This window comes from Streptococcus sp. BS35b, assembly GCF_000286475.1.
Lineage (GTDB): Bacteria > Bacillota > Bacilli > Lactobacillales > Streptococcaceae > Streptococcus > Streptococcus oralis_W.
This window is the reverse complement of record NZ_ALKH01000001.1, coordinates 92,038-106,069: the sequence shown is the minus strand read 5'-3', so window position 1 is coordinate 106,069 and position 14,032 is coordinate 92,038. Positions and strand designations below refer to the sequence as shown.

General features: G+C 41.8%; 14 protein-coding genes. 5 read left to right on the top strand and 9 right to left on the bottom strand.

All coding sequences use genetic code 11. The annotated features are described in order from the left end of the window. Nucleotides 1-10 precede the first annotated feature (10 nt). Nucleotides 11-1,498 carry a glucose-6-phosphate dehydrogenase gene (zwf, locus tag HMPREF1149_RS02750; RefSeq protein WP_000096123.1) on the top strand — a complete coding sequence of 496 codons (1,488 nt, stop codon included), beginning with the start codon at nucleotides 11-13 and terminating at the stop codon, nucleotides 1,496-1,498. 44 nt (nucleotides 1,499-1,542) lie between these two features. Here the strand turns inward: zwf and ftsY are convergent, their stop codons facing one another. Genes ftsY through HMPREF1149_RS02735 form a run of 3 tightly spaced genes read right to left on the bottom strand, consistent with a single transcriptional unit; the run spans nucleotide 1,543 to nucleotide 4,454 of the window. Beyond that, on the bottom strand, nucleotides 1,543-2,841 hold the full coding sequence (gene ftsY / locus HMPREF1149_RS02745) for a signal recognition particle-docking protein FtsY (protein WP_000522291.1): 1,299 nt from the start codon (nucleotides 2,839-2,841) through the stop codon (nucleotides 1,543-1,545). 3 nt (nucleotides 2,842-2,844) lie between these two features. Further along, entirely contained in the window at nucleotides 2,845-3,663 is an 819-nt protein-coding gene (locus tag HMPREF1149_RS02740; protein ID WP_000763425.1) for a Cof-type HAD-IIB family hydrolase, read from the bottom strand. Beyond that, nucleotides 3,663-4,454, bottom strand: a complete 792-nt coding sequence (locus HMPREF1149_RS02735; RefSeq protein WP_009066845.1) for a Cof-type HAD-IIB family hydrolase — start codon at nucleotides 4,452-4,454, stop codon at nucleotides 3,663-3,665. Before HMPREF1149_RS02735 ends, HMPREF1149_RS02740 begins: the two co-directional genes overlap by 1 nt. Before the next feature lie 205 nt (nucleotides 4,455-4,659). Here HMPREF1149_RS02735 and HMPREF1149_RS02730 point away from each other — a divergent pair, with 205 nt between their 5' ends. Continuing rightward, the gene (locus HMPREF1149_RS02730) at nucleotides 4,660-5,355 is read left to right on the top strand and encodes a VIT1/CCC1 transporter family protein (protein ID WP_000136036.1); all 696 of its coding nucleotides are present in this window, start codon (nucleotides 4,660-4,662) and stop codon (nucleotides 5,353-5,355) included. 38 nt (nucleotides 5,356-5,393) lie between these two features. Here the strand turns inward: HMPREF1149_RS02730 and HMPREF1149_RS02725 are convergent, their stop codons facing one another. From HMPREF1149_RS02725 to HMPREF1149_RS02710, 5 genes are all read right to left on the bottom strand, one after another. Further along, complete coding sequence (locus tag HMPREF1149_RS02725; protein ID WP_000489340.1) at nucleotides 5,394-7,382, bottom strand: FtsX-like permease family protein; 1,989 nt, start codon at nucleotides 7,380-7,382, stop codon at nucleotides 5,394-5,396. A gap of 1 nt (nucleotide 7,383) precedes the next feature. Beyond that, complete coding sequence (locus HMPREF1149_RS02720) at nucleotides 7,384-8,142, bottom strand: ABC transporter ATP-binding protein (RefSeq protein ID WP_000173369.1); 759 nt, start codon at nucleotides 8,140-8,142, stop codon at nucleotides 7,384-7,386. Nucleotides 8,143-8,522: 380 nt separating this feature from the next. Next, the gene (locus HMPREF1149_RS02715) at nucleotides 8,523-8,795 is read right to left on the bottom strand and encodes a PspC domain-containing protein (RefSeq protein WP_001092797.1); all 273 of its coding nucleotides are present in this window, start codon (nucleotides 8,793-8,795) and stop codon (nucleotides 8,523-8,525) included. Between the two features lie 59 nt (nucleotides 8,796-8,854). Further along, nucleotides 8,855-9,304: a SprT family protein gene (locus HMPREF1149_RS0101870; protein WP_001054510.1), complete on the bottom strand. Its 450-nt coding sequence runs from the start codon at nucleotides 9,302-9,304 to the stop codon at nucleotides 8,855-8,857. Continuing rightward, nucleotides 9,291-11,420 (bottom strand): Tex family protein, encoded by a 2,130-nt coding sequence (locus HMPREF1149_RS02710; protein ID WP_000359110.1) that lies wholly within the window; start codon nucleotides 11,418-11,420, stop codon nucleotides 9,291-9,293. The genes HMPREF1149_RS0101870 and HMPREF1149_RS02710 overlap by 14 nt, the downstream gene beginning before the upstream one ends. Before the next feature lie 130 nt (nucleotides 11,421-11,550). On the opposite strand from HMPREF1149_RS02710, the gene HMPREF1149_RS11615 reads away from it, so the two are divergent. Genes HMPREF1149_RS11615 through HMPREF1149_RS02695 form a run of 3 tightly spaced genes read left to right on the top strand, consistent with a single transcriptional unit; the run spans nucleotide 11,551 to nucleotide 13,400 of the window. Further along, a complete protein-coding gene (locus HMPREF1149_RS11615) occupies nucleotides 11,551-11,682 on the top strand; it encodes an SPJ_0845 family protein (RefSeq protein WP_000268697.1) in 132 nt (43 codons plus the stop codon). Then, nucleotides 11,683-12,588 carry a permease gene (locus HMPREF1149_RS02700; RefSeq protein WP_000215682.1) on the top strand — a complete coding sequence of 302 codons (906 nt, stop codon included), beginning with the start codon at nucleotides 11,683-11,685 and terminating at the stop codon, nucleotides 12,586-12,588. Continuing rightward, nucleotides 12,585-13,400: a TIGR03943 family putative permease subunit gene (locus HMPREF1149_RS02695; protein WP_000617758.1), complete on the top strand. Its 816-nt coding sequence runs from the start codon at nucleotides 12,585-12,587 to the stop codon at nucleotides 13,398-13,400. Before HMPREF1149_RS02700 ends, HMPREF1149_RS02695 begins: the two co-directional genes overlap by 4 nt. A gap of 20 nt (nucleotides 13,401-13,420) precedes the next feature. Here HMPREF1149_RS02695 and HMPREF1149_RS02690 read toward each other — a convergent pair whose 3' ends face one another. Continuing rightward, nucleotides 13,421-14,032, bottom strand: coding sequence for a tetratricopeptide repeat protein (locus HMPREF1149_RS02690; RefSeq protein WP_001070707.1), 612 nt, complete (start codon nucleotides 14,030-14,032; stop codon nucleotides 13,421-13,423).

Sequence of the window (14,032 nt, the reverse complement as noted above, 5' to 3'; positions counted from 1 at the left end):
AGGTAGCTAGATGTCATCAAAGGTTATTGTTACAATTTTCGGTGCGAGTGGAGATTTAGCTAAACGCAAACTCTACCCTTCCCTTTTCAGACTCTATAAATCAGGCAATCTCTCTGAGTATTTTGCTGTTATCGGAACAGCTCGTAGACCTTGGAGTAAGGAATATTTTGAATCTGTAGTTGTTGAGTCCATCCTTGATTTGGCAGATAGTACCGAGCAAGCCCAGGAATTTGCTAGCCACTTCTACTATCAAAGCCATGATGTGAATGATACGGAACATTACATTGCTTTGCGTCAATTACAAGCTGAGCTTAACGAAAAATACCAAGCTGAACACAATAAGCTCTTCTTCTTGTCTATGGCGCCTCAGTTCTTTGGAACCATTGCCAAGCACCTCAAATCTGAAAACATTGTTGATGGCAAAGGTTTTGAGCGCTTGATCGTTGAGAAACCATTTGGTACAGACTACGAAACAGCGAGCAAGCTCAATGAAGATCTCCTTGCGGCCTTTGATGAGGAGCAAATCTACCGAATTGACCATTACCTAGGTAAAGAGATGATTCAGAGTATCTTTGCTGTTCGTTTTGCCAATATGATCTTTGAGAATGTTTGGAATCGCGAACACATCGATAATGTTCAAATTACCTTTGCAGAGCGCTTGGGTGTAGAAGAACGTGGTGGCTACTATGATCAATCTGGTGCTCTTCGTGATATGGTGCAAAACCATACTCTCCAACTTCTCTCTCTTCTAGCCATGGACAAACCAGCTAGCTTTACAAAGGATGAGATTCGTGCTGAAAAGATAAAGGTCTTTAAAAACCTCTATCATCCAACTGAGGAAGAATTGAAAGAACAGTTTATTCGTGGTCAGTATCGCTCTGGTAAAATCGATGGCATGAAATACATTTCCTATCGTAGCGAGCCAAATGTCGATCCTGAATCTACAACAGAAACCTTTGCATCTGGTGCCTTCTTTGTAGACAGCGATCGCTTCCGTGGTGTTCCCTTTTTCTTCCGTACAGGGAAACGTCTGACGGAAAAAGGAACTCACGTCAATATCGTCTTTAAGCAAATGGACTCTATCTTCGGTGAGCCTTTGGCGCCAAATATCTTGACCATCTATATCCAACCAACTGAAGGATTCTCTCTCAGCCTCAATGGGAAGCAAGTCGGTGAAGAATTTAACCTAGCACCAAGTTCTCTGGATTACCGTACAGACGCTACTGCTACTGGAGCCTCACCAGATCCATACGAGAAATTAATCTACGATGTCTTGAACAACAACTCAACCAATTTTAGCCACTGGGATGAGGTAAGTGCTTCTTGGAAATTGATTGACCGTATTGAAGAACTCTGGGCTGAAAATGGTGTCCCACTTCATGACTATAAAGCTGGAAGCATGGGACCACAAGCTAGCTTTGACTTACTTGAGAAGTATGGAGCCAAATGGACCTGGCAACCAGATATCGCCTATCGTGAAGATGGACGTTTAGAATAGCAAAAATATCCTGCAAGATTGACTTGCAGGATATTTATTTTGTATTAAATCAAGCCTTCTAAGAGACCCTTCATAAAGTTTTCTGAGTTAAATTCCCCGATATCATCGATTTTTTCACCGAAACCAATCAATTTTACAGGGATATTAAGTTCTTCACGAATTGCCAGAACGACACCACCTCGTGCAGTTCCATCAATTTTTGTCAAAACAATTCCAGTCAATGGTGTTATCTTCGAAAATTCCTTAGCTTGTACCAAGGCATTCTGTCCAGTTGACGCATCAAGGGCCAGGAAGGTTTCATGAGGTGCTTCAGGAACGACACGTTTGATAATACGGCCAATCTTTTCCAACTCGGCCATAAGGTTGTCCTTGTTTTGCAAACGGCCTGCTGTATCAATCATGAGAATATCAATCCCTTCGGCTACAGCACGTTCCATCCCATCAAAGACCACACTTGCTGGATCAGCCTTTTCAGGTCCCGTCACAACAGGAACATCCACACGTCGACCCCATTCAGCTAGCTGGGCAACGGCTCCAGCACGGAAGGTATCTGCCGCAACCAACATGACTTTCTTTCCAGCTTGTTTGTAGCGATGAGCCAATTTCCCGATAGAAGTTGTTTTCCCAACACCATTAACACCAACAAAGAGCATGACTGTCAAACCATCTTGGAAATGGATTTGTTCATCGTAGTTGCCATCCTTCTCATAGAGTTCAACCAATTTCTCGATAATGACACGGCGGAGTGCCTCAGGCTTCTTAGCGTTTTCTAATTTTGCTTCATAGCGTAGTTCTTCTGTTAAGTTTGAAGCGACTTGCACACCGACGTCGCTCATGATGAGCAGTTCTTCCAATTCCTCGAAGAATTCTTCATCGACAGAACGAAAGTTGGCAAAGAAAGCATTCAAACGAGCACCGAATCCCGTACGAGTTTTCTTGAGACTGCGGTCATATTTTTCCTGAACGGTTTCTTCAACTTGAGGATATTCTTCTACTACTTCAGAAGCCTGCTCTTCTTCTGTTTCTTGGTTCTCTTCTTCAAGAATTTCTTCTGGCTCTTGGAATTGTTCCAATTCATCAGATTCTAGCTCAAGCTCTTCCTGAGCAGCTTCTTCGACTGCTTCTGGTTCAATAACTTCTTCTGTCAAGACCTGAGGAATTTCTTCTTGAGCAGGTGTTTCTTCCACTTTGTCTCTTGCTGTCTCTTCCTGAGCAGTTTCTTCGACTGCCGTTTGGTTTTCTTCAACCTCTTCTGACAAATCAAGATTTTCCAGTGCTTCTTTTACAACATCTTCGATTTTCGGCTCTTCTTTTTTTCCGAATAGACGGTCAAACAATCCCATATTCTACTTCTCCTTTAGCACGTATTCTTCGATAGCCCAAGCAACGGCTTCCTCGTCGTTGGTCATCGGGGTAATCACATTTGCAACTGCCTTAACTGCTGGAACTGCATTTTGCATAGCAACTCCCAGACCTGCCCATTCAATCATGGAAAGATCATTGGCCTCGTCCCCACAAGCCATGACCTGACTTTGATCGATTCCCAAGTGTTTAATTAATTTCGCTAAACCTGTTGCCTTGTGGACATTTTTCGGCGACCATTCCAATAAGAGTTCACGCGATTTGAAGATTTCATACTGGTTAAACAATTCTGGAGAAATCTGTTGAATCGCTGCATCCAAAGGTTCTTGGGCAAAGGCAGTCACACATTTATTATACGTCATCTGACTAGATAGATCCTCAAAAGCGACAGGTACGAAAGTCAAGGCTGGGTTGAACTTGGCATAGAGACTTTCTTGGTCAGACTGGATTTGATAGACTGTTCCTTCTGAAATAGCATCTAACGGTAATCCCAGTTTTTCAGTTTCCTCGTACAATCGTGCTACATCGTCGATTGAAAAGACGGTTTTATCGAGAATCTCTCCAGTATTTTTCTGTACCAGACCACCATTAAAGGTGATGGTGTACTCGTCCTCCTGACCATCAGTACCCAGCTCATGGAGAAAGAAATCCATAGCCTTTAGAGGACGACCCGTTGTCAGTACGACCTTAATGCCACGATCACGCGCAGCTTTGAGGACCTCCTTGGTACGATCTGTCAGCTTTTTATCCGTTGTCAGCAAGGTGCCATCCAAGTCCAATGCAATCAATTTAATATCTGCCATTACAAACCCTCCATATAAGACATCACTGACTGGTCCTTATGGTGGCCAATCACTGCTTCTGCTAATTCTAAAATCTCTGGTCGCGCATTTTCAGGAGCGATTGGGTGCCCAACAACCTGCATCATATGAAGGTCATTGAGATTATCGCCAAACGCCATAACCTGATCCATGGTTAGACCAAGTTTTTTGGATAACTCAACAACAGCCACACCCTTATCAACGTAGTCCAAGACAATATCGATGGATTCAAAACCAGTTGTCATGGCTTTCACACCAGGAACATTTTCGTTGACCCAGGCCTCACCAACTTCTATCGTTTCTTCTGTAAAGTTGGTGGTGAATTTAAAAATCTCATCCGTGATATCTTCCAAACGTGCTACTTTTTGAATGTTTTCATTGTAGTGACGACTGAACATCAGATAGGTCTCATCCACTGTGTCCAAAACATAACAAGCTTTTTTCCCAGTCAAGAGCATCTTTCTTTCATCAAAATAAGGCGATTTCTTCAAAGCTTCAAAAGTGCTCAAGTAAAAATCCCGAGACATAGTAGCCTCATACGTATCCTCACCATGAAACTCAACATAGCTCCCATTTTCAGCTATAAAAATCACTTCGTCACGCACATCCGCAAACAACTTTTTCAGGGACAGAATACCACGACCTGAAGCCACTGCAAAATAAATCCCCTTTTCCTCGTAGGAAACAAGTACGTTTTTGAGGCGTTCCATATCAAACCGTCCCTTTCCGTCAAGAAAGGTTCCGTCCATATCCGTTGCTACAAGTTTAATCATAAAATCCTTCATTCTCCAATTGATAAATCTATCTTCTATTATACCATAGATAAGTTTAAAAAGTTCCAGTACAGCAGGATAGCACTACTTTTTCGGAGAAACTTCAAAGGGCCTAAAAATTAGAATCGTAGAACTTTTTTCAGATAGTTTAAAAAGTTTGTATTCCCCTACCCTTTTCTCTATAATGGAGAGAAAGGAGATGACTATGACAGAAATAAAACATGAAATTGATGCAAACTTTGCAGGCCGACTCAATATCCTACGCGCAGGTGTTCTGGGTGCCAATGATGGGATTATTTCCATCGCTGGAGTCGTTATCGGTGTTGCCAGTGCGACGAGCAATATCTGGATTATCTTTTTATCAGGTTTGGCGGCTATCCTCGCTGGTGCTTTCTCTATGGCCGGTGGCGAATATGTCTCTGTATCCACTCAAAAAGACACGGAAGAAGCCGCTGTTGCTAGAGAACAGTTGCTTTTGGATAAGGACATCGAATCTGCAAAACAATCCCTCTATGCTGCTTACCTTCAAAATGGTGAGTGTGAAACGTCCGCCCAACTCTTGACCAACAAGGCCTTTTTAAAAAATCCACTCAAAGCCTTGGTCGAGGAAAAATACGGTATCGAGTACGAAGAGTTTACCAATCCTTGGCATGCTGCCATATCTAGCTTCATCGCCTTTGTACTGGGAAGTCTTCCTCCTATGCTTTCAATCACCGTCTTTCCAAGTGACTATCGCATTCCTGCTACTGTTTTTATCGTGGCCCTTTCCCTTCTCGTCACTGGCTATACCAGTGCTAAACTAGGTAAGGCTCCTACGAAAACAGCTATGATCCGTAACCTCTGTATCGGACTTCTTACCATGGCAGTAACTTACCTGTTTGGACAACTCTTTAGCATTTAAGATAAAGAAATACCTCGATAAATATCGAGGTATCTTTTTTACATTTGCACAATCTTGCGATAGCTTCTTGAGGTAATCATAAAGATTAAGACGTAGACAATGAGGAAGATAGCACAGATAGACAGAGTGACAGTCAACATCATGGTCGCATCTAGCACCCCAATGACTTTTAGGATGAGGCTAAGCATATGATAGGCAAAGGCAAGGTGTAGGAAGGCAAAGAGCAAAGGGAGGAAGAAAACAGTAAGGACCTGTTTGTTAATGGTTTGCTTGATTTGCTTTTGATCGAGACCGACCTTTTGCAAAATGATAAAGCGTTCGCGATCTTCATAGCCTTCAGAGATTTGTTTGTAGTAGATAACAAGAACTGTTCCCACCATAAAGATGATAGAGAGGAAGATACCGATGAAGAAGACTCCACCAAAGAGAGCACTCATCTGCGCACTGCTATCAGCCAGATTGCTTCCGTAAACATAGCTTCCCTCTTTGCTTAATTCTCTATTAAAATCATCAAGGAATTTTGAATAGTCATCTGCAAGTTTGAGTTGCTCTTCCTCACTAGCCGTTACATTCATACCACCGTAGTATTGATTAAAGATGGAAGAATTAGGATGCTGGTCAAGAAAGGCTTTCAAGTCAGGAACAACCAGATAGTTATAGTCCGAAGTTAGAATATTGTACTGATTTGGGACATGTTCAAGAATAAAATCTTTTTTGATTTCTTCTTTGATCGTGTAGGTCTGGTTATTTAGAGTCAGTTCTTTCTGTCCTTGAAGTTCTTTGTTTTTAGTAAACAATCCAACTTCCTTTCCTGAAAGTGCGAGTTTTTGCCCCGTCATATTCTCATAGTCTTTTTGGTCAAAGACCATAAAAACAGTTTTCGGTTGAACACGGTTTTGACCTTTGTCAAAGATTGTTAATTTCGTACCTTCTTGATTTGCTACACCAAAGCTACTGTATGTAAGAACTTCTTTCTTTGTAACAGTCAATCCCTTATCACTAGCATACTGGTCTAGGAGTTTATTTATGTCTTCTTTTTCAATATTCTGTCCTGTAATTCCAAAATCATGTGGATTCATGACTTTCTTGAAAGTTTCAGAGCCTTTAAAGATACTCGTTGCAGCAGACATTGTCACCAAGACCATGGTTGAAAGAATAGCAATCGTCGCCAGACCAACCGCATTTTTCTTCATACGAAAAATGAGATTGGATACAGAAATCATGTTGTTAGGTTGGTAATAATAACGCTTGTTTTTCTTCAAGATTTGTAGGAAAACTGTGATTCCTGCATTGAAGAGAAGATAAGTTCCCAAAATTACTAACAAAACTGCTACGAAGAAAATCAGAACAGCAGAAAGTGGATTTTCAACTGTAACTGCTAGGTAATAACCAGCTCCCAAACTGATTAGACCTAGAATGGTTTGAAGGCCTAAGAAACGTCCTTTTTTCTCACCACTGGCTTTTTCACGAGAGAGCTGAAGGGCATTCATGCGTGCGATGCGAAAGGCATTGATAAAAATTAGACCTAGGAAGATAGCTCCAAAGACGATGAGAACTAGGATAAAGACAATTGGTTGGAAAGTCGAAACGAGTTCCACTTTCATCTTCATCAGCTTCAGAAGAAGGGCAAAGATTAGCTTATCAAAGAGAGCTCCTAGGCCGAGACCAGCTGTCAAGGTTAAGGAACCAAAAATAAGAAGCTCCTTAAAAACCATACTGATCAAATGGCGCTTTTCAAGACCCAGCATACCATATACACCCAGCTCCTTGGAGCGGTTCTTCATGACAAAACTATTGGCATAAAGGACAATAATTCCAGAAGCGATGGTAACAACCACCATACCGAGAGCCAGGGTCATAGAGATAGTTTCTCCCCCTCGGATCTTGCCAATGTTAGGATTAAGTGACAATGAATAAAAGAGATAGGTGATGGTCACTGCTAAGAGAACAGCTAAGGCAAAGGGATAGTAGAGTTTGCGGTTTTTAATCAAGTTAGATACCGCTAACTTATTGGTTAATCGGAACATACTAATTCACCTCGCTTGCCATAACAGTCAAAGTATCAGAGATTTCTTGGAACATCTGACGCTCTGTCTTGTCTCCACGGTAGATTTGGTTGTAAAGAATGCCGTCTTTGATAAAGAGAACGCGTTTGGCCCTGCTGGCTGCCGCCGTTGAGTGAGTTACCATGAGAATGGTTTGACCGCGTTCATTGATTTCATCAAAAACATCTAGAAGAGCTGCAGATGACTTGGAGTCAAGAGCTCCTGTTGGCTCATCCGCAAGGAGAATTTCAGGTTCAGTGATGATGGCGCGTGCTACTGCTACCCGCTGCTTTTGACCACCTGAGATCTCGTAAGGGTACTTCTCTTGCAATTGGTTGATGCCCAAATTTTCAGCTGTCACTACCAATTTCTTCATCATCTCCGTAATAGGTTTTCGTGATAGAACTAACGGAAGCAAGATATTGTCCTTAACAGACAGGGTATCTAGCAAGTTAAAGTCTTGGAAGACAAATCCCAACTTCTCACGACGGAAACTCGAAGCCTGTGAATTTTTAATAGTGGCTGTGTCTGTTCCGTTTAAGTAAACCTGACCTCGAGTTGGTTTATCCAGCATAGCTAGGATGTTGAGCAGGGTTGATTTCCCAGAACCAGACTCTCCCATGATGGCAACATAGTCACCCTTTTCTACGGTAAAGTGAATGTCTTTGAGAGCTTCTACTTGGTTGCCTTGGAAACGTGTTTTGTAGATTTTTTGAACGTGTTTTACATCTAAAAGTGTCATGATTTTCTCCTTCTTAATATCCCATCATTTGAAACTGTGCTTGCATCATAGCGCATCCCAGTTGAACACGCTCGATATCTTTTTGACTTGGTTTTCTTGTTTTCTTTTGTAAGATTCTTTTCATGGTTTTGCTCCTTTGTTCTTTATGAGTCTAGTTTATCTCAAAAAAAGGCGACCTGCCATAACCTAACCTTACAAAAGAGACTTTAATCTTACATTTTTGTAAGATTGCAGAATATCAAGCAATTTCGCTATCAATATTTTACCACAAATGAAATACAAGAAGAAAACCCTTGCGGATGCAAGGGTTAAGGTTCACTTCTTTTTCCGACTTCTTTGAGAAATAAGAAAAGTATCTATAAACTATTTTCAAATCTGACTCACCAAAACCAGCCATCATTGTCTTCAATGGCTTGGGCTTCCTTACGTTTGCGTGGTCCTGTTCCATACATTTCGGCTTCGATTTCTTCCTTAGTTGGCAGGATAGAGGCAAGAATGATGTATATTATCACACCAATCCCAAAATTTGCTACGGTAAAAATGGCGAAGAGAAAGCGGACTAGGGTTACATCAAAATTCCACTTGTCTGATAGCCCAGCTAAAACTCCTGACACCATACGATTTCGTCTCATTTTATAAAATTTTGTATTCATGATTATTTCCTCTTTCGGTATTCTTACAAGTAGTATAGCATGAATCAGAACGATCAACATCAGTCCTTAGGCCGATTTATGATGACGAGTTTACCTCGACAAACCCCACAGCGATAGCGTTTGGTATCAATTCTTCTCTTACGCTGATAACTTTGCTGGCAAGATTGGCACTGATAGACTAGGTAGGCACTTTGAGATTGTGTTTTCAAGGGTGGTACATAGCGTAGTCCATCCACTTCTTTCAAAAGTTCCTTGAAATCTCGGTCCTTATGGAGATACCCCTTTTTCTGAAAATAAAGGTGATAGTGACATAGTTCATGGCGCACGATTTTACGAAAGACTTCCAAACCTAGTTCATTATAAACCTTGGGATTAAAATCCAAATGCCCATCCTTGGGGAAAAATCGCCCACCTGTCGTTCGCAGACGAGAATTCCACTGGGCTTGGTGCGTGAAAGGTCTACCAAAATCTTCGAGTGAAACAGACTGAACGTAGTCAGTTAGATTCATCTGGAGCGAGGAGCGACAGATTGACTTTTTCACGTTCAGTATCGATTTTCTTAACCCAAACCGTTACCAAATCTCCGACGGATACAACTTGGCTGGGGTGTTTGATAAATTTGCGACTCATATGAGAAATATGAATGAGACCATCCTCGTGAATTCCGATATCAACGAAAGCACCGAAGTCAACGACATTACGCACCACACCTTCCAGCTTCTGGCCGACTTTTAAGTCCCTGATATCCAGTACATCTTGACGGAGTACAGGAGTATCAAAGGAATCACGGAAGTCTCGACCTGGTTTGAGAAGGTCGGCAATGATATCTTTAAGGGTTTCTGGGCCAAGATCTAGTTCTTGCGCCATTTCCTTAACTGAAAGGGACTTAAGCTTGTTTTGCGCTTCTTCATTCAAATCTTTGATATCCAAGCGTTTGAAAAGCTCCTTAACGGCAGCGTAGTTTTCTGGGTGAACTCCTGTATTGTCGAGGATATTGCTACTTTCAGGGATACGGAGGAAACCAGCAGCTTGCTCAAAGGCTTTGGCACCTAGGCGAGGAACTTTCTTGATTTGGGCACGTGAAGTGATTTTTCCTTCTTCCTCACGGTATTTGACAATATTTTCAGAGATAGTTTTATTAAGTCCAGCTACATGAGATAATAGAGCAGGGCTGGCTGTATTGACATTGACGCCAACCTGGTTAACCACCGTATCAACTACAAAGTCCAGACTTTCAGACAGTTTCTTCTGACTGACATCATGCTGGTACTGGCCGACACCGATTGACTTGGGATCAATTTTAACCAATTCAGCAAGCGGATCTTGCAAACGACGGGCGATTGAAATAGCAGAGCGTTTTTCAATGGTTAATTCTGGAAATTCCTGACGAGCAAGTTCACTGGCAGAGTAGACCGAAGCGCCACTTTCATTGACGATAACATAGCTGACTTCTGGAAAATCTTTCAGAACTTCCGCCACAAAGGCTTCACTTTCCCGACTGGCCGTCCCATTTCCGATAGCAATAATTTCCACACCGTATTGACCAATCAAGTCCGACAAATCTTTCTTGGCTTCTTCAATCTGACGAGCTGATGCTGGTTTTACTGGATAAATGACTTGGGTCGTCAGCATTTTACCCGTCGCATCAACGACAGCTAGCTTGGCGCCTGTACGAAAGGCGGGGTCAAATCCTAGAACCACGCGCCCTTTCAGCGGAGCAACCAAGAGGAGATTGCGCAGGTTGTCAGAAAAGAGTTGGATAGCTCCTTCTTCTGCTTTCTCAGTCAATTCTGTCCGAATGCGTCGTTCGATAGCAGGCAAGACCTTTTTCTTAACTGACTGTTGAACAACTTCATCTATATAGGCATTTTTCACCTTGAAACGGGCAGCAAAGAAAGCTAGAATACGATCTGTCGCGTGCTCAAAACCGACTTTTAAGACGCCTAGTTTCTCCCCACGATTGAGAGCCAAGGTACGATAGCCCTGCATATTGCCAACTGTCTCTGAAAAATCGTAATATATCTGAAAAACTTGTTTTTCATCGAGATTTTCATCCTTGATTTGCGAAGTGATTTTAGAGTGTCTCAACACTTCCTGATAGGTCAGTGAGCGCAAGGTCACATCTTCAGATAAGGCTTCGACCAAGATATCAACTGCACCAGCCAAGGCTTCTTGACCAGTCGCAAATCCTTCACAGACAAACTTCTCAGCTTCTTTCTCTAATCCATCTACGTTTTGCAAGATCAAGCGAGCAAGAGGAAAGAGTCCAGCTTCACGAGCAATGGTTGCCTTGGTCCGACGCTTTTCCTTATAAGGAAGATAGAGTTCTTCAACGTCTGCTAATTTTTCAGCTGCCAAAATAGCTGCTTCCAATTCCTTGGTTAGCTTGCCTTGTTCTTGAATCTTAGCCAAGACAGCTTCCTTGCGGTCATTAAGATTTGTCAGACTTTTATCCAAGTCGATAATGGCCTTAATCGCCACCTCATCCAGACTACCAGTCATGTCCTTTCGATAACGCGCGATGAAGGGAATTGTCGCTCCTTCAGCCGTCAAACTAAGAACGGTATCAATTTGCTTTAAGGTTACTCCCAAATCTTGGGAGATTTTTTCATATTTTTTGTCCATATACCTATTATACCATAAGGAACTGCTCTTGTTTTGCCTTACCTGTTTTTGCATCTTTGATTATCAAAATAATCCCATTTCCACAAAATAATAGTATAATAGAGGTAGAATGTAGAAAAGAGGTAGGCCCATGGCTGTTAAATTTACAAAAACGGATGACTTGGACAAGATGTTTGAAGAATTCGCCAAACTTCCTGACTTAACACAAGTCACTTTCCCAGATGACAAAAACAAAAAAGAAAAAGTTGAGAAGAAAAAATAGATGACTGTTTTCCAATCTCTTCCTCCTAGCATCTTACAAGCAGGGGCTATTTTTCTCTCCATCATGATTGAAGCCCTTCCTTTTGTCTTGATTGGAAGTCTTATTTCGGGATTGATTGAGGTCTATATCACACCTGATAAAGTTTATGAGTTTCTTCCTCGCAATCGTTGGGGAAGGATCTTTTTTGGTACCTTCATTGGCTTTCTCTTTCCATCCTGCGAGTGTGGAATCGTTCCGATTATCAATCGTTTTCTGGAAAAGAAAGTACCCAGCTACACAGCGGTTCCTTTTCTGGTGACTGCTCCCATCATCAATCCTATCGTTCTTTTCGCTACATATTCTGCCTTTGGCAATTCAATAAAATTTGCCTTATTGCGAGCTCTGGGAGCTATTGTGATTGCTTTGGTGCTTGGGATTTTCCTAGGATTTTTCTGGAAGGAACCCATTCAAAAAGAGAATCCTATCGCTTGTCATGAGCATGACTTTTCACACTTGAATCCTGCTAGAAAGGTCTTTCAGGTCTTTATACAAGCTATTGATGAGTTTTTCGATATGGGCCGTTACTTGGTCTTTGGCTGTCTCTTTGCGGCCATTGTGCAGGTCTATGTCCCAACTCGGATCCTGACCTCTATCAGCGCAAGTCCAATACTTGCGATTCTCTTGCTCATGTTTCTAGCCTTTCTCCTCTCTCTTTGTAGCGAGGCGGACGCCTTTATCGGTGCTTCTCTCCTCTCGAGCTTCGGCCTAGCGCCAGTCCTTGCTTTTCTCATCATTGGCCCCATGCTTGATATCAAAAATCTCCTCATGATGAAGCACTATCTCAAAGCGCGCTTCATCTGGCAATTCATGGGCATCGTGACAGTGCTTGTCTTGCTTTATTCTTACATGATAGGGGTGATGCTATGATCCGATTTATCATTCTACTGGGCTATTTTTCTCTGACCCTTTACCTCAAGCTATCTGGCAAGCTTAGCCAATACATCAACCTCCACTATTCCTATCTAGTCTATATCTCCATGCTCCTTTCTCTTCTGTTGGCTCTGGTTCAATTCTACATCTGGATCAAGAAAATCAACTCTCACAGCCATTTGGAAAGTCGTCGAACTAGACGAATCAGCATCCTGTTACTGTCACTACCTCTGTTGATTGGGGTTGCCTTTCCGACAGTAAGTTTGGACTCGAGAACCGTAAATGCAAAAGGATATCATTTCCCACTTGCTGAGGGAATCAACACAGCCATTCAGGCAAGCGAAGGCACATCCAGTCAATACCTCAAACCCGATACCAGCACCTATTTTTCCAAATCTGCTTATGAAAAGGAAATGAGGACTATAGCTGACAAATACCTCTCCCAGCCAACCATTCAAATTACAGACGATAACTATATGGAGGTCATGGAAGTTCTCTATGACTATCCTCAAGAGTTTGAAGGAAAGAGAATAGAGTTTACAGGCTTTGTTTATAACGATCCTAGCCATCCAGATAGCCAGTTCCTCTTTCGCTTTGGGATTATCCACTGTATCGCAGACTCTGGTGTATATGGACTCTTGACCAAGGGGAACTCACGCCAGTATCCTGACAATACCTGGATTACCGCTAGGGGAACCCTGACACTCCACTACCATAAAGAACTCAAACAAAAACTCCCAACACTAGAGGTTGAGAGTTTCACAAAAGTAGACAAACCAGAAAATCCTTATGTATATCGCGTGTTTTAATAAAAAGTAGCCTTTTCAGGCTACTTTTTATTATTTAGCAATTTTCTAACCTCTTGAGCACCAATCTGATCGCCTGCCTTTTCAAAAAGAGCGATAGCTTGTAAAAAATTTTCATGTGATTCTTCAGGATTTTGTATCGAACCAATCTCTCCTAAACCTCTATAGGCACAAGCTTGGGCAATCAAATCATCTGTTTGCAAAGCTTGTTTTAAGGACTGTTCCATATACATGAATGCTTCTGCTACTTTCCCTAGCTTTAATCGTAAATAACCTTGCTCATAATTGTTAACAGAAGATTTGAGGGTATCCTCTGTAAAAGCTTCTTCAATGACTTTTTGCTCTCTTTCGATATAGAAAAGGGCCGTTTGAAATTCATTCATTTCACGATAAACCATGGCTAACTGATGATAGCCTATATGTTCATTTTCTGGATCACTTTTAGTTCGTGCTAAGTCAATGTAACGCTGATAGATACTTAAGCACTCGTTGTATTTTTGCTCTTCAAGATAGATATAACCCATTAAATTTAATAAACTAAAATTAGTGCAAGTTTCCAAAGAAAAATCAGCTTCAACTAATTTTTTAGCCTCTTCAATTTTGCCCTCAAACAATAATTCCCATGCTTGATTCAT

Bases quoted from the DNA above. Each gene is read 5' to 3' on its own strand.
- HMPREF1149_RS02710 (WP_000359110.1), bottom strand. From the start codon at position 11,420: ATGGACAAAAAATATGAAAAAATCTCCCAAGATTTGGGAGTAACCTTA.
- ftsY (WP_000522291.1), bottom strand. From the start codon at position 2,841: ATGGGATTGTTTGACCGTCTATTCGGAAAAAAAGAAGAGCCGAAAATC.
- HMPREF1149_RS02720 (WP_000173369.1), bottom strand. From the start codon at position 8,142: ATGACACTTTTAGATGTAAAACACGTTCAAAAAATCTACAAAACACGT.
- HMPREF1149_RS02700 (WP_000215682.1), top strand. From the start codon at position 11,683: ATGACTGTTTTCCAATCTCTTCCTCCTAGCATCTTACAAGCAGGGGCT.
- zwf (WP_000096123.1), top strand. From the start codon at position 11: ATGTCATCAAAGGTTATTGTTACAATTTTCGGTGCGAGTGGAGATTTA.
- HMPREF1149_RS11615 (WP_000268697.1), top strand. From the start codon at position 11,551: ATGGCTGTTAAATTTACAAAAACGGATGACTTGGACAAGATGTTTGAA.
- HMPREF1149_RS02695 (WP_000617758.1), top strand. From the start codon at position 12,585: ATGATCCGATTTATCATTCTACTGGGCTATTTTTCTCTGACCCTTTAC.
- HMPREF1149_RS02725 (WP_000489340.1), bottom strand. From the start codon at position 7,382: ATGTTCCGATTAACCAATAAGTTAGCGGTATCTAACTTGATTAAAAAC.
- HMPREF1149_RS02690 (WP_001070707.1), bottom strand. From the start codon at position 14,032: ATGAATCAAGCATGGGAATTATTGTTTGAGGGCAAAATTGAAGAGGCT.
- HMPREF1149_RS02715 (WP_001092797.1), bottom strand. From the start codon at position 8,795: ATGAATACAAAATTTTATAAAATGAGACGAAATCGTATGGTGTCAGGA.
- HMPREF1149_RS0101870 (WP_001054510.1), bottom strand. From the start codon at position 9,304: ATGAATCTAACTGACTACGTTCAGTCTGTTTCACTCGAAGATTTTGGT.
- HMPREF1149_RS02735 (WP_009066845.1), bottom strand. From the start codon at position 4,454: ATGATTAAACTTGTAGCAACGGATATGGACGGAACCTTTCTTGACGGA.
- HMPREF1149_RS02740 (WP_000763425.1), bottom strand. From the start codon at position 3,663: ATGGCAGATATTAAATTGATTGCATTGGACTTGGATGGCACCTTGCTG.
- HMPREF1149_RS02730 (WP_000136036.1), top strand. From the start codon at position 4,660: ATGACAGAAATAAAACATGAAATTGATGCAAACTTTGCAGGCCGACTC.